Annotated in this window: 23 protein-coding genes; 10 read left to right on the top strand and 13 right to left on the bottom strand. The window is 71.4% G+C overall.

Annotated features, from left to right (window positions below):
* Window positions 1-130: 130 nt before the first annotated feature.
* Window positions 131-622: a hypothetical protein gene (locus tag ACIGXO_RS20285; RefSeq protein WP_399788349.1), complete on the top strand. Its 492-nt coding sequence runs from the start codon at window positions 131-133 to the stop codon at window positions 620-622.
* Window positions 623-697: 75 nt separating this feature from the next.
* Here the strand turns inward: ACIGXO_RS20285 and ACIGXO_RS20280 are convergent, their stop codons facing one another.
* The 5 genes from ACIGXO_RS20280 to ACIGXO_RS20260 all read right to left on the bottom strand — a co-directional run bounded on the left by ACIGXO_RS20280 (window position 698) and on the right by ACIGXO_RS20260 (window position 4,458).
* Window positions 698-1,120 (bottom strand): peptidoglycan-binding protein, encoded by a 423-nt coding sequence (locus ACIGXO_RS20280; RefSeq protein ID WP_399788346.1) that lies wholly within the window; start codon window positions 1,118-1,120, stop codon window positions 698-700.
* Window positions 1,121-1,233: 113 nt separating this feature from the next.
* Window positions 1,234-1,635, bottom strand: a complete 402-nt coding sequence (locus ACIGXO_RS20275; RefSeq protein ID WP_399788519.1) for a VOC family protein — start codon at window positions 1,633-1,635, stop codon at window positions 1,234-1,236.
* Between the two features lie 59 nt (window positions 1,636-1,694).
* Window positions 1,695-2,444, bottom strand: coding sequence for an SDR family NAD(P)-dependent oxidoreductase (locus ACIGXO_RS20270; protein ID WP_399788343.1), 750 nt, complete (start codon window positions 2,442-2,444; stop codon window positions 1,695-1,697).
* Between the two features lie 87 nt (window positions 2,445-2,531).
* Window positions 2,532-2,867 (bottom strand): YnfA family protein, encoded by a 336-nt coding sequence (locus ACIGXO_RS20265; protein WP_399788340.1) that lies wholly within the window; start codon window positions 2,865-2,867, stop codon window positions 2,532-2,534.
* A 46-nt stretch (window positions 2,868-2,913) separates the two neighbouring features.
* Window positions 2,914-4,458, bottom strand: coding sequence for an FAD-dependent oxidoreductase (locus tag ACIGXO_RS20260; protein ID WP_399788337.1), 1,545 nt, complete (start codon window positions 4,456-4,458; stop codon window positions 2,914-2,916).
* 108 nt (window positions 4,459-4,566) lie between these two features.
* On the opposite strand from ACIGXO_RS20260, the gene ACIGXO_RS20255 reads away from it, so the two are divergent.
* Window positions 4,567-5,163: a TetR family transcriptional regulator gene (locus tag ACIGXO_RS20255; RefSeq protein WP_399788334.1), complete on the top strand. Its 597-nt coding sequence runs from the start codon at window positions 4,567-4,569 to the stop codon at window positions 5,161-5,163.
* A gap of 15 nt (window positions 5,164-5,178) precedes the next feature.
* Here the strand turns inward: ACIGXO_RS20255 and ACIGXO_RS20250 are convergent, their stop codons facing one another.
* Both ACIGXO_RS20250 and ACIGXO_RS20245 read right to left on the bottom strand, forming a co-directional pair.
* A complete protein-coding gene (locus ACIGXO_RS20250) occupies window positions 5,179-6,117 on the bottom strand; it encodes a M56 family metallopeptidase (protein WP_399788331.1) in 939 nt (312 codons plus the stop codon).
* Between the two features lie 3 nt (window positions 6,118-6,120).
* Window positions 6,121-6,513, bottom strand: a complete 393-nt coding sequence (locus ACIGXO_RS20245) for a BlaI/MecI/CopY family transcriptional regulator (RefSeq protein ID WP_399788328.1) — start codon at window positions 6,511-6,513, stop codon at window positions 6,121-6,123.
* A gap of 200 nt (window positions 6,514-6,713) precedes the next feature.
* Here ACIGXO_RS20245 and ACIGXO_RS20240 point away from each other — a divergent pair, with 200 nt between their 5' ends.
* On the top strand, window positions 6,714-6,977 hold the full coding sequence (locus ACIGXO_RS20240; RefSeq protein WP_399788324.1) for a twin-arginine translocase TatA/TatE family subunit: 264 nt from the start codon (window positions 6,714-6,716) through the stop codon (window positions 6,975-6,977).
* A 40-nt stretch (window positions 6,978-7,017) separates the two neighbouring features.
* Here ACIGXO_RS20240 and ACIGXO_RS20235 read toward each other — a convergent pair whose 3' ends face one another.
* The 6 genes from ACIGXO_RS20235 to ACIGXO_RS20210 all read right to left on the bottom strand — a co-directional run bounded on the left by ACIGXO_RS20235 (window position 7,018) and on the right by ACIGXO_RS20210 (window position 12,452).
* Window positions 7,018-7,473, bottom strand: a complete 456-nt coding sequence (locus tag ACIGXO_RS20235) for a tellurite resistance TerB family protein (RefSeq protein WP_399788321.1) — start codon at window positions 7,471-7,473, stop codon at window positions 7,018-7,020.
* A 130-nt stretch (window positions 7,474-7,603) separates the two neighbouring features.
* Window positions 7,604-8,326, bottom strand: coding sequence for an ANTAR domain-containing protein (locus tag ACIGXO_RS20230; RefSeq protein ID WP_399788318.1), 723 nt, complete (start codon window positions 8,324-8,326; stop codon window positions 7,604-7,606).
* A 56-nt stretch (window positions 8,327-8,382) separates the two neighbouring features.
* Window positions 8,383-9,228 (bottom strand): GAF and ANTAR domain-containing protein, encoded by an 846-nt coding sequence (locus tag ACIGXO_RS20225; protein ID WP_399788315.1) that lies wholly within the window; start codon window positions 9,226-9,228, stop codon window positions 8,383-8,385.
* A gap of 9 nt (window positions 9,229-9,237) precedes the next feature.
* A complete protein-coding gene (locus ACIGXO_RS20220) occupies window positions 9,238-11,118 on the bottom strand; it encodes a CheR family methyltransferase (RefSeq protein WP_399788312.1) in 1,881 nt (626 codons plus the stop codon).
* Window positions 11,118-11,738, bottom strand: a complete 621-nt coding sequence (locus ACIGXO_RS20215) for a chemotaxis protein CheB (protein ID WP_399788309.1) — start codon at window positions 11,736-11,738, stop codon at window positions 11,118-11,120. Before ACIGXO_RS20215 ends, ACIGXO_RS20220 begins: the two co-directional genes overlap by 1 nt.
* Before the next feature lie 102 nt (window positions 11,739-11,840).
* Entirely contained in the window at window positions 11,841-12,452 is a 612-nt protein-coding gene (locus ACIGXO_RS20210; protein ID WP_223735993.1) for a hypothetical protein, read from the bottom strand.
* A gap of 125 nt (window positions 12,453-12,577) precedes the next feature.
* Here ACIGXO_RS20210 and hemL point away from each other — a divergent pair, with 125 nt between their 5' ends.
* From hemL to ccsB, 7 genes are all read left to right on the top strand, one after another.
* Window positions 12,578-13,885, top strand: coding sequence for a glutamate-1-semialdehyde 2,1-aminomutase (gene hemL / locus ACIGXO_RS20205; RefSeq protein ID WP_399788305.1), 1,308 nt, complete (start codon window positions 12,578-12,580; stop codon window positions 13,883-13,885).
* The gene (locus ACIGXO_RS20200) at window positions 13,882-14,592 is read left to right on the top strand and encodes a histidine phosphatase family protein (protein ID WP_399788302.1); all 711 of its coding nucleotides are present in this window, start codon (window positions 13,882-13,884) and stop codon (window positions 14,590-14,592) included. Before hemL ends, ACIGXO_RS20200 begins: the two co-directional genes overlap by 4 nt.
* A gap of 165 nt (window positions 14,593-14,757) precedes the next feature.
* The gene (locus ACIGXO_RS20195; RefSeq protein ID WP_399788299.1) at window positions 14,758-15,966 is read left to right on the top strand and encodes a hypothetical protein; all 1,209 of its coding nucleotides are present in this window, start codon (window positions 14,758-14,760) and stop codon (window positions 15,964-15,966) included.
* Between the two features lie 57 nt (window positions 15,967-16,023).
* Window positions 16,024-16,641 carry a TlpA family protein disulfide reductase gene (locus tag ACIGXO_RS20190; RefSeq protein WP_399788296.1) on the top strand — a complete coding sequence of 206 codons (618 nt, stop codon included), beginning with the start codon at window positions 16,024-16,026 and terminating at the stop codon, window positions 16,639-16,641.
* Between the two features lie 4 nt (window positions 16,642-16,645).
* Window positions 16,646-17,416: a cytochrome c biogenesis CcdA family protein gene (locus tag ACIGXO_RS20185; protein WP_399788293.1), complete on the top strand. Its 771-nt coding sequence runs from the start codon at window positions 16,646-16,648 to the stop codon at window positions 17,414-17,416.
* Window positions 17,417-17,420: 4 nt separating this feature from the next.
* Window positions 17,421-19,211 (top strand): cytochrome c biogenesis protein ResB, encoded by a 1,791-nt coding sequence (locus ACIGXO_RS20180; RefSeq protein ID WP_399788290.1) that lies wholly within the window; start codon window positions 17,421-17,423, stop codon window positions 19,209-19,211.
* Window positions 19,208-20,296, top strand: coding sequence for a c-type cytochrome biogenesis protein CcsB (gene ccsB / locus ACIGXO_RS20175; RefSeq protein WP_399788287.1), 1,089 nt, complete (start codon window positions 19,208-19,210; stop codon window positions 20,294-20,296). Before ACIGXO_RS20180 ends, ccsB begins: the two co-directional genes overlap by 4 nt.
* The last annotated feature ends 114 nt before the right edge of the window (window positions 20,297-20,410 follow it).

The following is a 20,410-nucleotide window of genomic DNA, read 5'->3' as shown; positions in this document are numbered from 1 at the left end:
GATGGACTGGCGGGTTTTTCTCTTTTGGTGTGACGGTTCCGCTGGGAATGTCGGTGCCAAGTGTGAAGCGCGTGTGTTTCATCGGCCGTTGGATGCGGCCGGGGCGTGACACACGGGAGAGGAAAGAAAGATGCGGGTTTTGCATTCCGGCCGTCGTGCGGGTCGGTGGCCGGCGGCGGTGGCGGCCGCCGGTGTCCTCGGGCTGACGGGCACGCTGGCCTTCGGCGGGGCCGCGGGGGCCGCCGGCGGCGGGGCCGGCCGGTCGGCGCACGAGTGCGGCAAGGAGACGCTGAGGGGGCAGTACATCTACCAGTTCACGGGGATGAGCGTCGCGGGGAAGAAGCACGAGCCGGTGGCCGAGGCCGGGACCGAGTGGTACGACGGGCACGGCCGGATCAAGACGATCAGCACGACCAGTGAGAACGGGAAGAGCGACGGCAAGGTGCACGGCACCGGTACGTACACGGTGAAGTCGGATTGCACCGGGACGGCAACGTACGAGGCTGCCGGGGAGACCACGCATTACGATCTCTACCTGGATCCCGAAGGGAAGAAGTTCACCTTTGTCGGCACCGATAAGGGGAGTTCTGTTTCGGGTGCGGAAACTCGGGTCTTCGATTAGCGCGGGAAGACAGTGAGAAAGGGCCGGGCCCCGGCGGGGGCCCGGCCCTTTCGGATGTGGCAGGTGGGGCGTGGGTCAGGCGGTGGGCTGAACCGGGCCGGCCGGGGGGCCTGCCTGGTACAGGGCGAGCCAGGTGGTGGGGTTGACCACGCCGTTCGGGACGAGGTCGTGGTCGGCCTGGAAGTGGGCCACGGCGGCCATCGTGTTGGCGTCGAAGGTGCCGCTGAGGTTGTTCCAGCCCAGGTACTGGCGGTTGGCCAGCAGGCACTGGACCTGCGAGACCTGGTCGCCCGCCGCGCCGAGGGCGACGGTGCCGCGGTCCTCGGAGAAGGCGCAGGCGGCGGGGCCGTGCACGACGTTGTCGCCCATGGCGGCGGAGGCGGGAGTGGCGAGCAGGCCGGTGGTCAACAGGCCCGCGCCCGCGGCCAGTACGGCCGCACGCTTGAGGGCCCTGCCGGGCCTGCGGAAACGGGGGGTGGGGATACGGAAAGTGCTCACGCTGCCCGCGTGCCCAGTAGGGGGAAAATCATGTGGGGTGAGGATTGTGGATCTTGTGAAGGTCCGCCGCCCGAGGTGTACCGCGCGGCGTGCGGGGCACGCCGCGCGCCGCCCTACGCGTCCGCCGGGTACCAGCGCAGTTCGACGGTGTTGCCGTCCGGGTCCTGGACGTAGAGGGACTCGGCGGTGCCGCGGGCGCCGAAGCGCTTGCCGGGGCCGTCGAGGACGGTGAACACCCCGGAATCGATGACCTGTTGCCAGTCCAGGGGCGCGACGACCAGGCAGAGGTGGTCGACGTTCCGGCCGGAGCCGGGGGCGGTGGACGCGTCGTCGGGAGCCCGTACCAGGTCGATGATGGTCGTCGGGCTCACCCGTACGGACGGGAACGGCACCTCGCCCGCCCGCCATTCCTCGACCCGGACCGGTTCGAGGCCGAGCGGGCCGCAGTAGAAGTCCAGCGCGCGTTCGACGTCGGCGACGTTGAGGACCAGGTGGTCGAAGGCGGTGACGGTCACGGGAGCGGGGCTGGCGGGCATGCTGTGTTCCTTCTCTGGGAGTACGGACACGGAACCGGTCAGGACTCGCGGTGGACCTTCGTGTTGGACGCCTGGGCGCGCGGGCGGACGACGAGGAGGTCGATGTTGACGTGGGCGGGGCGGGCGACCGCCCAGGCGATCGTCTCGGCCACGTCGTCGGCGGTCAGCGGCTCGGCGACGCCCTCGTACACCTTGGCGGCCTTCGACTCGTCGCCGCGGAAGCGGGTGAGCGCGAACTCGTCGGTCTTCACCATGCCGGGGGCGATCTCGATGACGCGTACCGGCTGCCCGCACAGCTCCAGGCGGAGCGTCTCGGTGAGGACGTGCGCGCCGTGCTTGGCGGCCACGTAACCGCCGCCGCCCTCGTACGTGCCGTGCCCGGCGGTCGAGGAGAGGACGACGACCGTGCCGTCGCCGGTGGCGGTCAGCGCGGGCAGCAGCGCCTGCACCACATTAAGCACGCCGAGGACGTTGACCTCGTACATCGCGCGCCAGTCGGCCGGGTCGGCGGTGGCCACCGGGTCGGTGCCGAGCGCGCCGCCGGCGTTGGCGACCAGCACGTCGCAGCGGTCCAGGGAGGCCGCGAAGGCGTCGACGGCGGCGCGGTCGGTGACGTCGAGGGCGTACGCCTCGGCGTGCGGGAGCTCGGCGGCCAGCGCCTCGATGCGGTCCTTGCGGCGCGCGGCGAGGATCACGCGGTAGCCGGCCTCGGCGAGCTGCCGGGCGGTCGCGGCGCCGATGCCGCTGCTCGCTCCGGTGACGACGGCGGTACGGGCGGCGGCGGTCATAAGTGCTCCTCGGCGTACGGGCGTACGGATGTACGAGTGGGCGGTACCGCGGTCAGGATATGCGGAGCGGGACCGCGGCCCCGGCCGTCACCGCCCCCGCGGCGCGTACATGATCACGGCCATGCCGGCCAGGCAGACCAGGGCGCCGGTGACGTCCCAGCGGTCGGGCCGGTAACCGTCCGCGACCATGCCCCAGGCCAGTGAGCCGGCGACGAAGACGCCCCCGTACGCGGCGAGGATGCGGCCGAAGTCGGCGTCCGGCTGGAGCGTGGCGACGAAGCCGTACGCGCCCAGGGCCAGGACGCCCGCGCCCGCCCAGATCCAGCCGCGGCTCTCCCGTACGCCCTGCCAGACCAGCCACGCGCCGCCGATCTCCAGGAGCGCGGCGAGGACGAAGAGGACGGCGGAGCGGACGATCGGCATGCGGGCAGCGTATGCGGGCGCCCGGCCGGAGCGATGACGCGGACTCCTACGGCGCCGCCGCCGTGGCCGGTGCCTTCTCCGCCGGCCCCGTCCAGTGCAGCAGGGCCGCCGCCAGGGCGTCCGCGCGGGCCGCGCGGTCCATGGTGTCGGTGGCCCAGGCGATGTAGCCGTCCGGGCGGACCAGCAGCGCGGTGCGCCGGTGGCTGCGCCAGGTGCCGTGCACGACGCGGCTCGCGTCCCGGCCGCCCAGCTCAGGCGTCTCGTAGGCGGGGGTGATCAGGACGAACCGGTTGCCGCGCAGCGCTTCATAGAGGCGGCTGCCGTCCGCGAGCCGGATGTCGGGCGCGCGCCGACCCGTCAGCGGGTGGTCGCCGCGGTGGCGTCCGTACGCGATGCCGATGCCGGTGATCATCGAGACCGCGCGGTGGGTCACCGGCGGTACCCGCTTGATGAGCTGCGTGGCCAGCATCCGCGCCACGTGCTGCGTGCGGGTCTGCAGCAGCGCGAACCGGATGAGCGCGCCGCTGGAGCGCAGCACCATGCGGCCCACCGGGTGGCGTTCGGCGTGGTAGCTGTCCAGCAGCGCGTCGGTGGCCCGGCCGCGCAGTACGGCGATCAGCTTCCAGCTGAGGTTGGCGGCGTCCTGCAGGCCGGTGTTCATGCCCTGGCCGCCGGCCGGGGAGTGGACGTGGGCCGCGTCGCCCGCGAGGAAGGCCCGGCCCACGCGGTACTCGGGGACCTGCCGCTCGTCGCTGTGGAAGCGGGACATCCAGCGGGCCTCCTGGATGCCGTAGTCGGTGCCGTGGGCGAGCCGGGTGAGCTCGCGGACCTCCGCCAGGTCGACGGGCGTCTTGTCGTCGGCCTGCCGGCGGCGGTGCCAGGCGATCACCCGGAACCAGCCGTCGCCGAAGCCCGCGATCAGGGCGAAGGCGTCGCCGGTGGCCTTGGCGACGAGCGGCGCGTCGGGCTCGTCGGTGAGCCGGACGTCGGCGAGTACGACGGACCGGATGACGGCCTTGCCGGGGAACGGCAGGCCGAGCGCCCGGCGGACGCCGCTGTGCACGCCGTCGGTGCCGACCAGGTAGGAAGCGCGGTGGCCGGCCGTGCCGCCGCCTTCGGTGCGGACCGTGGCCGTGATGCCGTCGGCGTCCTGGTCGATGCCGGTGAGCTCGTGGCCGTACGCGAAGGTCACGCCGGCCTTGCGGGCCCGCTCCTCCAGTACCCGCTCGACCTCGAACTGCGGGGTGACCAGGATGAACGGGAAGCGGGTGGGCAGCTCGGTCGGGTCGATCGCGACATCGGCGAACAGCTGGAGCGAGGTCACCGGGTGGCCGGTGTCGATCACTTCCTCGGCGATGCCACGGGCGTCGAACTGTTCCAGGGTGCGGGCGTGCACGACCAGGGAGCGGGTGAGGTTGCTGATCCCGGGGGCGCGGCGCTCCAGCAGGGTGACGTCGAGGCCGGCCTCGGCGAGGTCGCCGGCGAGCAGCAGGCCGGTGGGCCCGGCGCCGACGACCAGGACGTCGGAGGTGGGGTGCGGGACCGCCGCGCGGGCGGTGGTGCGGGCGGTGCTGTGGGGCTCGCGGTTCATGGCCGCCTCCTTTGCCAACACATGTTGGTCAACGCTTGTTGGCCGCTTATGGGCAACGTAGAGCGGCTCCCCTGGCGTGTCAACAGGTGTTGGCCTACGCTTGTTGACATGCCCGACAGAGCCCCTTCCGGTACCGAGTCCCCGGTCCGTCCCCGCCGCTCCGACGCGACCCGGGCGGCGATCCTCACCGCGGCGCGCGACCGCTTCGCCGCCGAGGGGTACGAGCGCGCGACCATCCGGGCCATCGCCAGGGACGCGGGCATCGACCCGTCCATGGTCATGCGCTACTACGGCAACAAGGAGGGCCTGTTCGTCGCCGCCACCGAGATCGACCTGCGGATGCCGGACCTGACCGGGGTGGACCGCGCCGAGCTGGGCGAGCGGCTGGTGCGCCACTTCCTGGACGTGTGGGAGCACGACGAGCGGCTGACCGGCATGGTGCGGGTCGCCGTGACCATGGAGGCGGGCGCCGAGCGGGTGCGGTCGATCTTCCGCGACCAGCTGGAGCCGGTGATCGCGGCGGTCTGCCCGGTGCCGGACGAGGAGGCGGCGGTGCGGGCCGCGCTGGTCGCCTCGCAGATCCTGGGCATGGCGCTGGCCCGGTACGTCGTCCGCATACCGCCCGCCGTGGGGCTCGGCCACGACGAGGTCGTCGCCTGGCTGGCGCCGACGGTGCAGCGGTACCTGACGGCGGAGCGGCCCTGAGCTGCCCCGCTCCGCTCAGAGCGGTGTCGCCGCCTGGAGGACGAGGAAGAGGGCGACGGTGGCGTTGACGGAGGAGAGGGCCGAGGCGAGGGTGCCCGCCGCCGCGACGAGGGCGGCGATGCCGGCCGGGGTGAGCGCCGACGGCCAGCCGCGGACCGGCGGCCCGGGCCGCAGCAGCGCCGCCACCCGGCGCGGTACGGGACCCGGAACGGCGAACGACGCCAGCCCAGCCATCGGCGCGTGCCGGGTGATGAGCGCCGCCTTGCCCACCGCGCGCGCCGTCACCCGGCGGTCGCCGACCGCCTGCGCCGCCTCCTCGTCCGCCCAGCGCTCGGTGCAGAACTCCGTGGCCGTGCGCAGCGGCAGCAGAAAGGGGTTGGCGCGCGCGGCGAGCTGTACGGCCAGCAGGTAACGGTGGTGACGGCCCGCCAGGTGCGCGCGCTCGTGCGCGAACAGGGCCCGCCGCTCGCGCGAGTCCAGCCGGGCCAGCATCGCGGTGGAGACCACGATCCGGCCGGGCCCCGGCCGCCGGGCCGGCAGCGCGTACGCGTACGGCGCGCCGTCCGGCAGGACCGCGACCCGCGAGCCCGGCAGCCCGGCCAGCGCGCGGGCCGCCCGGCGCCGTACGCGCAGATGGCGCCAGAGGGTACGGACGCCCGCGACGGCCACCGCGGCCAGCGCGGGGATCGCCGCCCTGCCCGCGATCTCGTCGTACGGGACGGCTGCGCGGACCTCCGGGTCGGACCAGCCGTCCGGCAGCGGGTTGCCGGGGAGCTGGGCGGTGCCGACGACCATGATCAGGCCGAGGCAGAGGGTGCTGCACACGGCCAGGACGGCCGCCACGCCGGCCAGCAGGCAGGTGGCGCTGCGCGGGTGCAGATGCTGTTCGGCCAGGCGCGCCACCGGCCACGCGGTCAGCGGGAGCACGAGGGGCAGGAAGACGAACACGCCCACGGGTCAGTCCCCGGCCGCGGGGCCGTCGGGGTCCTCCGCCTCGTGGAGCAGGCCGCGCAGCAGGCGCTCGTCGTCGGGGGAGAGGGCCGTGACGAAGCTGGCCAGCACCGCTTCCCGGTCGGCCTCGGCGTCCAGTACCCGGCGCATGCGCAGCGCGGCGAGCCCCGCCTCGTCGGACGCGGCCTGCCACACGAAGGCGCGGCCCAGGCGCTCGCGGGTGACGGCCCCCTTGGCCAGCAGCCGGGAGAGGATGGTCATGACGGTGGTGTAGGCGAGGTCGCCGTCGAGACGTTCCTGCACCCAGGCCGCGGTCGCCGGGCCCGAGGAGAGCCGCAGGACCGACAGGACCTGTGCCTCCAGCTCGCCCTGGCCGCGCCGGCGCGCTCCGCGGTCCACTCCGTCGTCTCCCTCCGCTGCCCCGGCCGTACGTGTGGTGGTCGCACGGTCCGTGGGGCGGCCATCGTACTGAGGTGAGCCCGGGGCGTACGCCTGGTCTTCACCCGTTGTTTCTACAGTGCTGTAGATTCAAATCGGCCGCGCCGCCGGCCGGTACGCTCATGGGGCCCTCCGTGCGGAGGGGGAAGAGAGGACCGGGGATGTTCGGGATCAGTGAGATCGCGCTGCTCCTCATCGTTGTCATCGTGGTGCTCGCGGCCAAGCGGCTGCCCGATCTGGTGCGGTCGGCCGGCAAGGCGACCCGCATCCTGAAGGCCGAGACCAGGGCGATGAAGGACGGGGTCCATCCCGACGACGACGGTCCGCCGCCGCGCGTCATCAAGGCGCGGCCCGGCGACGTGATCAACTCCCGTACGCAGGACGGGGAGCCGCGCTCCCAGGGCGAGCCGGGGGCCCGCGGCTGAGTGCCGGCGGGCCGCACCCGGCCCCCGTCAGGCCGAATCGTTACAGGTCGAACTCGGCCGGCGGGATGTCCAGCGCGAAGCAGACGTCGCGCACGACGGCCTGCTCGGTCTTGTCGAAGTCGCCGTCCGCGCCGCCGATGACGATGCCGATCTGGATGACGGCGCGCGCCTCGGCCGGCTTCTTCTTCACCTTGCCGATCTCCTGGAGCACGCTCACCCGGCCGAAGTCGAAGTCGGCGACGAGCTTGTCGAGGTAACCGTCGAAGCGGCGCTGCAGATCGTCGGCGGGGAAGTTCTGCAGTACGTCGTTCGACATGATCAGCTGAGCGACGCGGCGGCGTTCGGAGGCGTCGACGCTGCCGTCCGCCGCGGCCACCAGTGCGCACATCGCCATGCTCGCGTCCCGGAAGGCGCCGCTCTTCAGGTCGTTCTTCTTCGCCGTCAGCTGCGTCTGCATCGTCTGGGCGGAGTCCTTGATCCGGTCCCACAGGGCCATGTGCTGCTCCTCGTCGTCGTTGCTCGTCCGCCGCGCGGCGGCGCGCCGCAGAGCTTAAATCTACACGTGTGTAGAAGTTAACGGGACGTACGGGTGCCCGCCCGAGGAGAGGAGAGGGGTGGCGGCGGTGTCAGACCAGGTCGAGACCGCCCTCGACCACCTCGTGGGCCACTTCGGAGAGCAGCCTGCGGTGCGCGCGGGCGTGGCCGCGCAGCAGGGCGAAGGCGCCGTCCATGGTGAGGCCGTGGCGGGTGGCGAGCACGCCCTTGGCCTGCTCGATGATCACCCGGCTGTTCAGCGCGTACTCCAGCTGCGAGCTCAGCGTCCGGCTCGCGTGCAGCTCGTGGTCGCGCACCAGGATCAGCGCGGTGAAGTCCGCGAGGGACTGCGCGAGCGCCGCCTTCTCCTCGGACAGCGGGGCGTCCGCCGCGGAGTTCAGCAGGACGAGCGCGCCCACGGACCGCTCGGCGGTCCGCAGCGGGAAGGCGGCGGCGCGGCTGTACCCCAGCTCCAGCGCCCGCGGCGCATACCGCGGCCAGCGCTGCCTGGTCGCCGGGCGGTCGAACGCGATGCCGGGGAGCGGCCGGCCGCTGAGGCGGCTCTCCGTACCCGGGCCCTCGCGCCACTTCAGCGCTTCCTGCTTCAGCATCTGCACGCCGTCCTCGGAGCCGGCCACCTGCGGTTCCGCCCGGTCGTCGGCGGCCCCCACCGCGCCGGCGGCGCGCACGCCGAGCAGCCGGGGGCTGCATCGTGCCAGTGTGGCCAGCAGTTCGGGAGTCTCCAAGGGCGTGCCCGCGGTACCTCCGGACAGTTCCACGAACACGTCGGCGATCTGCTGTGCCGGTGTCGTCATGACGCCCCCTTCAGGCGAGTCGCAGCGCTCCGCGAACCTTGCGTCATCTTTGCCGGTCAGGCAAGACGGAGCCTTCCGTGCACGATCCGTCGCGCCATTTCATTCACGGGTACCCCGTCGGCGTAAGCCTTCGCCTTGACCAGCGCGAGCGCGTCCTCGACAGGACAGTGGGCCTGTACGGAGACCATGCCTGCCGCCTGGTGCACCGTGTCCCGGTGGTCCGTGCCGCCGTAGAGCTCCGGATCGGCGTCCGGACCGAGCAGTACGGTGCGCACCAGCGCTTCGGTGATCTCGGTGAAGACGGCGGACCTGGCGATACCGGGCCGGGGGTCGAAGACGGCCAGTGAACCCAGGCAGCCGTCGGGAGTCTCCAAGGGTACGGCGACCACCTCGCCGAAGCCCAGTGCCGTCACGGCCGGGCCGTAACCGGGCCAGCGCCGTTCGAGGGCGGGCCCGGCGGCGGTGACCCGGCGGCGGCCGGCGGCGGCGTCCCGGCACGGGCCCTCGCCGAGGATGTACTCCAAGTCCTGGGCGGCGCGCGAGGAATCGTCGGACGCGGCGACCGCGAGCTGGCTGTGGTCGGAGCCGAGCAGGGCGAGCGCCGCGCTGTCCGTGCCGCAGGCGTCCGCGACCACGCTCATGAACGGGGGCTGCGGGCCGGCGGGCGCCCGCCAGTTCTCCAGCCGGCGGGCGTACGCCTCCTGGAGATTGGCCGAAGAGCGATGGCTGGCGGCCGCCTTGCGGTGGGTGGCCGCGAGCCGGAGATGGAGCGGGTGACCGGTCTGCTCCGCGAAGTGTTCCTGCTGGGCGGCCAGCGCTTCGGCGCGGTCCGCGCGTCGGTGCGCCTCGGCCGCACGATGCCGTGCGGCCGCCGCCTTTCCGGACGGGCCCCGCGTTTCCATATGGGCAGCCTACGCTGGCTTTCCGCCATCGGCCCGGGCATCGGGCACTTCTTCCATCAACAGGACGACGCCGCCGTTGTACCCGTCGAACGGCGAGCACGCGACCGTGCACTGGATGGCCCGGCCGATGCGGTTCACGGCCGGGAAGCCGACGGGGCCCGTGCGCCGGCCGTGGTCCAGGCACTGCTGCACCATGCCCCGCAGCTGATCGGCGGGCAGCCCGAAGTCCAGTGAGAAGAACGGCTCTTCGACGACCTCATCGGCGCGCAGCCCCCACAGCTCGGCGGCGCCGCGGTTCCAGCTCTTGACCCGGGTCTCCCGGTCCAGGACCACCACGCCGGCCCCGACGCTGGTCAGGACCGCTTCGAGGAACGCGCGGGCCTCGTCCAGCTCCTCGGTGCGGATGCGCATCTCCTCGTTCATGGTCTCCAGTTCCTCATTGCCCGACTGGAGTTCCTCGTTGGTGGTCTCCAGCTCCTCGTTCGTGGACTGGAGTTCTTCGTTCGTCGTCTCCAGTTCCTCGATGCTGGACTGGAGTTCCTCGTTGGTCGTCTCCAGCTCCTCGTTGGTCGACTGCAGCTCTTCGTACGCGGTTTCCAGGTCCTCCCGGACCCGCTTCACCTCCGACCGCAGCTGCGTGGTCACGGTGACGTCGGTGAACGTGATGCTCGTGGCGGCGGGCGTCCCGTTCGCCGACATCAGCGGCTGGATGAGGATGTCGAAGTACTGCAGCTCCTCGCCGACCCGCCGCTCGGCGCCGTTGACCCGCAGGGTACGCCGCTCGTGCACGGCCTGCTCGATCAAGGAGCGCAGCTCGACCGGGCGGTAGGAGATCTCCAGGTCCTGGAACGGGCGGCCGATGTCGTTCGAGGTGAGGGAGAAGTGGCTGCGCGCGAGGTTGTTGATCATCACCACGATCCCGTCGACGTCGACGGCGACCGACGGGGCGGGGGCGGCGTCCAGAATCAGGTCGCGCAGCTGGCGGTTGCGGGCGAGCGAGTGGGCCTCGGGGTGGCCGCCCGCGCGGATCTTCACGGGGGCGGGGTTGTACGGCGGGCCCGACTCGCCCGGACGGCGCCGGAAGACCCGCTGGCGCATGCTCATGACGTCGAACCGGTCGGCGTCGTTCAGCAGCATCTCCGCCTTCCCCAGGAAGAGGAAGCCGCCCGGACGCAGCGCGAAGTGGAAGCGGTCGATGATCTGGGTCTGCGTCTCGACGTTGAAGTACATCAGCGTGTTGCGGCAGAGCAGCAGGTCCAGGCGGGAGATCGGGGCGTCGCGGGTGATGTCGTGCCGGCCGAAGATCACCCGGCGGCGCAGATCGGGGCGGAAGCTGAACTGTGCGCCGTTCTGCTCGAAGTACTTGTCCCGCAGCTCCGCCGGCAGCCCCTCCAGGGCCTTCGCCGGGTAGAGCCCCGAGCGCGCGTCGCGCAGCGCCTCTTCGTCGACGTCCGTGGCGTAGATCTTGACGCGGTTCAGGCACTCCTCGATGCCGAGCGCCTCGGCGAACATGATCGCGAGGGAGTACGCCTCCTCGCCGCTGGAGCAGCCCGCGCTCCACACCCGGATCTCCTGCCCGGGGTCCGCCTGCGCGAGCAGCTCGGGCAGCACCTCGCGCTGGAGGAAGGCCCAGGCGTCGGGATCGCGGAAGTAGGAGGTGACGTTGATCAGGATGGTGTTGAAGAGCGCGCCGAATTCGTCCGCGCTGATCTCCAGCAGGTCCCGGTAGTCGGTGTAGGACTCCACGTTCACCTCCGCCATCCGCTTGCGGATGCGGCGGCCCAGGGAGGATCTCTTGTAGCCGGTGAAGTCGAATCCCCGGGTGTCCCGGAGAAAGCCGAGCAGCGCCTCCAGCTCCTCGTCGGCCTCGGCTTCCCGTGCGTCACCCATCACTGCCTCTTGGTCTCGACCAGGCCGCGGATCACCGCGGCGATTTCTTCCAGGGGTAGCACGAAGTCCACGGCCCCCGTCTTCACGGCCGCCTCCGGCATGCCCCGGAATTCTGCCGTGCGGGGGTCTTCGGCGATCACGGTGCCACCGCGCGACTTCACCGCGTCGACGCCCATCGCGCCGTCGGAGCCGGAGCCGGTCAGGACGCAGGCGATGGCACGCGGGCCGTAGGCGCCCGCCACCGATTCGAAGAGGAGATCGGCCGAGGGGCGCACGAAGTGCACCAGCCGGCTGGTGCTGAGCGTGAGGATGCCGTCGGGGCCGACGAGGAGATGGCGGTTGGGCGGGGCGATGTGGACGACACCGGGGAGGGCCTGCTCACCGTCGTCCGCCAGCTTGACCCTGAGCGTGGTGCGCCGGGCGAGGACCTCGGCGATGACCGTGGCGTGGCGGGGATCGAGGTGCTGCACGACGAGGAGCGGGACGGGAAGCCCGGTCCCCAGCTCCTCCAGGAGCACGCTCAGTCCGTGGATGCCGCCGGCCGAGGAGGCGACCGCCACGATGGCGAAGTTCTCCGGCGCGGACTCGTCGTGGTCCGGTGCGGACGCGTGTGCCGTCACACCTGCGAGCCTAGTCCGCTCCACCCGTGGAAGGGGAAGCAGGAAGGCCGGGGAGTACTGGTCCGGATACGCCGTTCGGTGTGGTCGGGGCTCCGTCGTCCATCAGGGCCACACCAGGCAGTACGCCTGATGTCCGGCCTCGTGCAGACGGTGGCTGAAGTCCTGCCATTCGTGGAGGAGGCGGTAGACGGCGAAGGCGTCGCGCGGGCCGCCGCGGTCGGGGACGGTGGACCAGATGAAGGCGGCGGCGCCCACCGACTCCTCGCCGACGCCGCGCAGCGGGTCGACGACCGTCATCGGGAGCTTGACCACGGCGTAGTCGGGGTGCAGGACGACCAGTTCCAGCGGGGGAACCTTGGACAGCGGTATGCCTTCTATACCGGTCAGCACCATCGCCGCCATGGTCTCCGGCTTGATCTTCGTGAACATCCCGCCCATGCCGAGCTCGTCGCCGCCCAGCTCTTCGGGGCGCATCGAGATCGGTACCCGGGCCGCGGTGGCGCCGTCGGGAGCGCCGAAGTATTTGTACGTCACCCCCATGCGCCCGCCTCTGCTGCTGGTCCCGCTGTTGTTCTCCGGGCCGACCTGCCCGGTGCCGCTCTGCTCCGCACGGTCCTGCTCGCCGCTGTACTCCGCTCGGCGGTGGCGGCCGCGCCGGGCGCGCTCCGGGCCCCGGTCATCGGTCCCTTCGCCCAGTTCGCCACCGCGATGCATATCTCCACCCGACCACTCGCAGCCTCAGCCGCGCAACCCGATCATCGTCTCAGAGACCTCCCCCGTCACCGGCGTGTGAAACGCCCGGCCGCGCGCCCCCGTGCGCCTCTGAGACCATTGCTTGCGTGACTCACTCGTACGATGCCCCAGTTTCGCAGACGCTCTTCGACCGCGCGGCCGTCGTGACGCCCGGCGGCGTGAACTCTCCCGTGCGCGCGTTCCGCGCCGTGGGCGGTACGCCCCGGTTCATGGTGTCCGGTACCGGTCCGTACCTCACCGATGCCGACGGTCGTGAGTACGTCGACCTCGTGTGCTCGTGGGGACCGATGATCCTCGGCCACTCCCACCCGCAGGTCCTCGCGGCCGTGCAGGACGCCGTCGCGCGCGGCCTGTCCTTCGGCACGCCGGGCGCCGGCGAGGTCGAGCTCGCCGAGGAGATCGTGGACCGGATCGAGCCGGTCGAGCAGGTCCGGCTGGTCTCCTCCGGTACCGAGGCGACCATGTCGGCGATCCGGCTGGCCCGCGGCTTCACCGGCCGCCCCAAGGTGATCAAGTTCGCCGGCTGCTACCACGGACACGTGGACGCCCTGCTGGCCGCGGCCGGTTCGGGCGTGGCGACCTTCGGGCTGCCCGACACGCCCGGCGTCACCGGCGCGCAGGCCGGCGACACGATCGTGCTGCCGTACAACGACATCGAGGCCGTGCGCGCCGCGTTCGCCGCGCACGAGGGCCAGATCGCCTGTGTGATCACCGAGGCGTCGCCCGGCAACATGGGCGTGGTCCCGCCGCTCCCCGGCTTCAACCAGGGCCTGAAGGACCTGTGCTCCGCGAACGGCGCGCTCTACATCTCCGACGAGGTCATGACCGGCTTCCGGGTGAGCAAGGCCGGCTGGTACGGCATCGACGGGGTGCGCCCCGACCTGATGACCTTCGGCAAGGTCATGGGCGGCGGCTTCCCGGCCGCGGCGTTCGGCGGCCGCGCCGACGTGATGGCCCACCTCGCCCCGGCCGGCCCGGTCTACCAGGCGGGCACCCTCTCCGGTAACCCGATCGCCACCGCCGCCGGCGTCACGCAGCTGCGGCTGCTGGACGACGCCGCGTACGAGCAGGTCGACGCGGTCTCCGCGGAGCTGCGCGGGCTGGTTTCCGAGGCCCTGACCAAGGAGGGCGTGGCGCACCGCGTGCAGGTCGCGGGCAACATGTTCTCGGTCTTCTTCTCCGACGAGGACGTCACCGACTACGAGAAGGCCAAGGCGCAGGAGTCCTTCCGCTTCACGCCCTTCTTCCACTCGATGCTCTCCCAGGGCGTCTACCTCCCGCCGTCCGCCTTCGAGTCGTGGTTCGTCTCCACCGCGCACGACACGCAGGCGATCGAGCGGATCGCGGCCGCGCTGCCGGCCGCCGCCCGGGCCGCCGCCGAGGCCACCGCATGAGCACGGGTGCCGAGAACGACGACATCACCGTCGTCCACCTGATGCGCCACGGCGAGGTGCACAACCCCGACGGCGTCCTCTACGGACGGCGCCCCGGGTACCACCTCTCCGAGCTCGGCCGGGAGATGGCCGACCGGGTCGCCGAGCACCTCGCCGACCGCGACATCACGCACGTCGTCGCCTCCCCGCTGGAGCGGGCGCAGGAGACGGCCACGCCGATCGGCAAGGCGCACGGGCTGGACGTCGCGACCGACGGGCGGCTCATCGAGGCCGGGAACATCTTCGAGGGCAAGACCTTCGGCGTCGGTGACGGCGCGCTCAAGCGGCCGGGGAACTGGAAGTACCTCACCAACCCGTTCCGGCCGTCCTGGGGCGAGCCGTACATCGAGCAGGTCGTCCGGATGATGGCGGCGCTCGGCGCGGCCCGGGACGCGGCCCGCGGCCACGAGGCGGTCGCGGTCAGCCACCAGCTGCCGATCTGGATCGTGCGCAGCTTCGCCGAGCGGCGCCGGCTGTGGCACGACCCGCGCAAGCGGCAGTGCACGCTCGCCTCGCTGACGTCCTTCACCTTCCACGGCGACCGGATCGTGTCGGTCGGCTACAGCGAGCCCGCGCTCGACCTGGTCCCTGAGCACCTGCGGGCCGGCGCCCAGCCCCGCTTCGGCAGGGGCGCCGTGAAGGGCCAGCCCAAGGCGGCCGGCGCCTGACCCTCCTCCTGCGGCGGTACGTACGGGCAGAGAGCTGCCCGAACGTACCGCCGTAGATATATGCGCTCACACCGGAACCCCGGCCCCTGTCCCGCCCTCTTGCTTGATGTCCGTATATACGGACTTTGAGTACGGCGAATCATGGCAAGTGCGGACGGGAACGGTATGAGCGCGATCAGTCGGCGGAACCTGCTGGGCATCGGAGCGGGGGCGGCCGCCGCGCTCGGACTCGCGGGTTGCGGCACCGCACGGCCCGGCGATGCGGCCCGGAAGCCCACCGTCCAGGCCCGCCCGAAGCCGATCGGCGACGGCTCCACCGCCGAGACCGGCCCGCAGCCGCACCAGCCGCCGAAGCCCGAGCCGCTGGCGCCGGGGCAGACCCCGCCGCAGTTCGTGATCTTTTCCTGGGACGGCGCGGGCGAGGTCGGCAACGGCCTCTTCCCCCGCTTCCGCCGCCTCGCCAAGGACCACGGCGCGTCGATGACCTTCTTCCTCTCCGGGCTGTACTGCCTGCCGGAGTCCAAGAAGTCCCTGTACCGCCCGCCGAACAACCCGGTCGGCGCCTCCGACATCGGCTACCTCACCGACGCGCACATCAAGGAGACGCTGCGGAACATCCGCGCGGCCTGGCTCGAAGGGCACGAGATAGGCACTCACTTCAACGGCCACTTCTGCGCCGGCCCCGGCTCGGTCGCCCGCTGGACCCCGGCGCAGTGGCGCTCCGAAATAGACCAGGCCACCGGCTTCGTCACCAAGTGGCGCACCCACACCGGCTTCACCGACGTCGACCCGCTGCCCTTCGACTACGAGAAGGAGCTCGTCGGCGGCCGCACCCCCTGCCTGCTCGGCCAGGACAATCTGCTGCCCACCGCCCGCGAGCTGGGCTGGCGCTACGACGCCAGCTCGCCCGGCGGCCGCCAGACCTGGCCCACCAAGAAGTGCGGCATCTGGGACTTCCCGCTCCAGCAGATCCCGTTCCCGGGCCACTCCTTCGAAGTGCTCTCGATGGACTACAACATGCTCGCCAACCAGTCCCGGAACTCCACCCGGGCCCCGAAGGCGAACTACCCGGGCTGGCGCCGGCAGGCCGCGGGCGCGTACATCAACGGCTTCCAGCGCGCGTACGAGACCAACCGCGCCCCCTTCTTCATCGGCAACCACTTCGAGGAGTGGAACGGCGGGATCTACATGGACGCCGTCGAGGAAGCGATCAAGCACATCGCGGGCAGCGGCCACCGGGACGTGCGGCTGGTCTCCTTCAAGCAGTTCACCGACTGGCTGGACGTGCAGGACCCGAAGGTGCTGGCCAGGCTCCAGCGGCTGGACGTCGGCGAGCGGCCGAAGGGCGGCTGGCGGCGGTACCTAGGGGACTGAACCGCCCGACGAGGGGGGTGCGGAAGATCCGTAATGGGCCCATGCGAAACTTTTCACATGAGTGCCTGCCGCGTCCCCCGCCGCCGCGTCACCCGTCGCCGCATGCTCCTGCCGGCCGCCGGAGCCGCGGTCGCCGCCGTGCTGCTGAGCGCCTGCGGGTCAGGCGGCACGTCAGGGGGCTCGGAGCAGACGAAGTTCGTGCAGGGCAAGGACGGCGTGGACACCGTGAAGCCGGCCGACCGGCAGCCGGTGCCCGATATCTCCGGCGAATCCACCAAGGGCAAGCACCTCGACATCGCCGACTACAAGGGCAAGGTCGTCGTCCTCAACATCTGGGGATCCTGGTGCGCGCCCTGCATCGCCGAGGCCCCGAACTTCGCCAAGGTCGCCAACGAGACCAAGGACAAGGGCGTGCAGTTCCTCGGGATCAACACCCGGGACTCCAAGAAGACCCAGGCGGTCAGCTTCGAGGAGCAGCACAAGGTCCCGTACCCGAGCCTGTACGACCCGATGGGCAAGCAGATGCTGCGCTTCCCCAAGGGCAGCCTGAACCCGCAGGCGATCCCCACCACCATCGCGATCGACCGCAAGGGCCGGATCGCGGCCCGCGCGCTCACCCCGCTCAGCGAGAACGAGCTGCGCAAGATGATCGACCCGCTGATCGCGGAGAAGTGATCCCGTGATCACGCTCGCCGCAGCAAGCACAGCCCCGAACCAGACGGTGCTCACCGGCGCCCTGCTGGTCGCCCTGCCGGTCGCGCTGCTCGGCGGCCTGGTGTCCTTCTTCTCGCCGTGCGTACTGCCGCTCGTACCGGGCTACATGTCGTACGTGACCGGGGTCACCGGCACCGACCTCGCCGAGGCCAGGCGCGGCCGGATGCTGGGCGGCGCCGCCCTCTTCGTGCTCGGCTTCACCGTCGTCTTCGTCTCCGGCGGCGCCCTCTTCGGGTACTTCGGGCAGACGCTGCAGGACTACAAGGACGTCATCTCCCGGGTGCTCGGGGCCCTGACCATCCTGCTCGGCCTCACCTTCATGGGCGTGCTGGGCCGCTTCGGGCAGCGCGAGTTCCGGATGCTGCACAAGCGGCCCGCGATGGGGCTGGTGGGCGCGCCCGTGCTCGGCGTGCTCTTCGGCGTCGGCTGGACGCCGTGCCTGGGCCCCACCCTGACCGCCGTGAACGCGCTGTCGTTCAACGAGGCCAGCGCGGGCCGCGGCGCGCTGCTGACCATCGCGTACTGCATCGGCCTCGGGCTGCCCTTCATCCTGGTCGCGCTGGCCTTCCGCAAGGCGCTCGGCGCGTTCGGCTGGGTCAAGCGCCACTATGTCTGGGTGATGCGGACCGGTGGCGGGCTGCTCGTGGTGATCGGCGTCCTGCTCGTCACAGGAATCTGGGACAGCATGATGTCCGAGCTGCAGAGCTGGACGACCGGCTTCACCGTTGGGATCTGAATTGATGGCCGCCAAGACCGACACCCACCGCGACACGCACAGCGAGCCCCCGCAGGACGCCGACCTCGGCGCCGCGGGCTCCCAGCTGTCCACCGCGCCGAAGGAGGAGGTCTCCCTCCCCTCCCTCGGGCCGATCGGCTGGGCCCGCTGGTTCTGGCGCCAGCTGACCTCGATGCGGGTGGCGCTGATCCTGCTCTTCCTGCTCTCGCTCGGCGCCGTCCCCGGCTCGCTGATCCCGCAGACCAGCATCGACCCGGTCAAGGTCGACCAGTTCCAGAAGCAGCACGACATCCTCGGGCCGATCTACGACAAGCTCGGGATGTTCCACGTCTACAGCTCGGTGTGGTTCTCCGCGATCTACCTGCTGCTGTTCATCTCGCTGATCGGCTGCATCATCCCGCGGTCCTGGCAGTTCGTCGGCCAGCTGCGCGGCCGCCCGCCGGGCGCCCCGCGCCGGCTGACCCGGCTGCCCGCGTACGCCACCTGGCGCACCACCGCCGAGCCCGAGCAGGTCCTCCAGGCCGCCCACCGGACGCTGAAGAAGCGCCGCTTCCGTACCCACATCGTGGGCACCTCGGTCGCCTCCGAGAAGGGGTACCTCCGCGAGGCCGGCAACCTGATCTTCCACATCGCGCTGATCGTGATGCTGGTCGCCTTCGCCATCGGCAGCCTGTGGAAGTCCGAGGGCGGCAAGCTGATCACCGAGGGCGACGGCTTCTCCAACAGCCTGACCCAGTTCGACGACTTCAAGTCCGGGTCGTTCTTCGACACGGACGACCTGGCGCCGTTCGGCTTCCAGCTCGACAAGTTCGTCGCCACGTACGAGCGCGGCGGGCCGCAGAACGGCACCCCGCGGATCTTCCGCGCCGACGTCACCTACTTCAGCGGTGCCGACGGCAAGGAGCACAAGACCTCGATCAAGGTCAACGAGCCGCTGGACATCGGCGGCGACCGGGTCTACCTGCTCTCGCACGGCTACGCGCCCGACGTCACCGTCAAGGACGGCACCGGCAAGGTCGTCTACGAGGGCGCGGTCCCCTTCCTCCCGCAGGACCCCAAGAACTTCACGTCCAGCGGCGTGGTGAAGGTCCCGGGCGCCAAGACCAAGGACGGCAAGAAGAACCAGCTGGGCTTCCAGGGCTTCTTCGTCCCGACCTTCGGCGGCAAGGGCTCCGGCTCGATGTTCTCCGTCTTCCCCGCGCTGGACAATCCCCGGCTGACGCTGACCGCGTACCACGGTGACCTGGGCGTGGACTCCGGACTGCCGCAGAACGTCTACCAGCTGGAGACGAAGAACCTGAAGCAGTACAAGGTCGACGGCCGGGCCGTCGCCCAGATGATGTCGCCGGGGCAGTCCATGAAGCTGCCGAACGGTGACGGCAGCATCAAGTTCAACGGCGTCAAGCAGTGGGCCAGCTTCAAGATCTCCCACCAGCCGGGCAACGAGCTTGCGCTGGGCGGCGCGGTCGCCGCCCTGCTCGGCCTCGCCGGCTCGCTCTTCATCCAGCGCCGCCGGGTGTGGGTCCGCGCCGAGCCGGGCCCCGACGGCGTCACCGTCGTGGAGATCGCCGGGCTGGGCCGCAGCGAGTCCCCGAAGCTCCCCGAGGAGCTGGCGGACCTCGCGTACGCCCTCCAGCCGGACGCCCCGCAGGCGCCCGAGCCGGACACCGAAGCCTCCGACACCGAAGACTCCGAAGCCTCCGACCCCGAAGCTTCCGAACCCCACGCAGAAGACTCCGCGGAGCCGACCGACTCCGCCGGTAACGCTGACCCCTCCGAAGGAGCGCGCGCGTGAACCTCGCGGCCGCGGCCAACGAGAATCTGGCCCACACCAGCAATGTGCTGATCTATTCGGCGATGGCGGTCTACACCCTCGCGTTCCTCGCGCACATGGCGGAGTGGGTGTTCGGCAGCCGGAGCAAGGTGGCCCGTACGGCCGCCGCGCTCACCGCGGACACGTCGGCCGCGCCTGCCGTCACGGTGCAGACCAAGGCCAAGGCCGGCGGCACCGCCGTACTGGACCGCCCGAAGGTCGTGACCCGCTCGGCGGCCGGCAGCCGGGACGTGCCCGACGGCGTCGGCGCGCACGGCGGCACCGAGAAGGGCGACCTGTACGGCCGGATCGCCGTCTCGCTGACCGTGCTGGCGTGGCTGATCCACGTGGGCGGCGTGCTGGCCCGCGCCCTGTCGGTGGAGCGTGCCCCCTGGGGCAACATGTACGAGTTCTCCACGACCTTCGCCGCCGTCGCAGTGGCCGTGTACCTGATCCTGCTGATCGCCAAGAAGAACGTCCGCTGGATCGGCCTGCCCCTGGTCACCACCGTCCTGCTCGACCTCGGCCTGGCGATCTCGGTCCTCTACACCGCCAGCGACCAGCTCGTCCCGGCGCTGCACTCGTACTGGCTGTGGATCCACGTCAGCTGCGCGATCATCTCCGGCGCGGTGCTCTACATGGGCGCGGTGTCCACCCTGCTGTACCTCTTCCGCGACCGCTACGAGGCCAAGCTCGCCGACCCGAGCGGCAAGCAGCCCGGCGCCTTCGCCAAGTCGGTACTGGAGCGGCTGCCCTCGGCCGCCTCGCTGGACAAGTTCGCGTACCGTATCAACGCGACCGTCTTCCCGCTGTGGACCTTCACGATCATCGCGGGCGCGATCTGGGCCGAGGCCGCCTGGGGCCGCTACTGGGGCTGGGACCCCAAGGAGGTCTGGTCCTTCATCACGTGGGTGGCCTACGCCTGCTACCTGCACGCCCGCGCGACCGCCGGCTGGAAGGGCCGCAAGGCCGCCTACCTGGCCCTGATCGCCTTCGCCTGCTACCTCTTCAACTACTACGGCGTGAACATCTTCGTCACGGGTCTGCACTCCTACGCCGGAGTCTGAGCCGGAGTCCGACCGGGGCGAAAGCCGTGAGCCGCGGGGGGGGGGGGGGGGGGGGGCGCCCCCCGCCCGGCGGGGTTTTGAATCACTAGTTGTTTTAGGGGGGAGTGGACACGG

Source organism: Streptomyces sp. NPDC053542 (assembly GCF_044544685.1).
In the GTDB taxonomy this organism is placed as follows: domain Bacteria; phylum Actinomycetota; class Actinomycetes; order Streptomycetales; family Streptomycetaceae; genus Streptomyces.
This window is presented reverse-complemented; position numbering and strand designations above follow the sequence as displayed.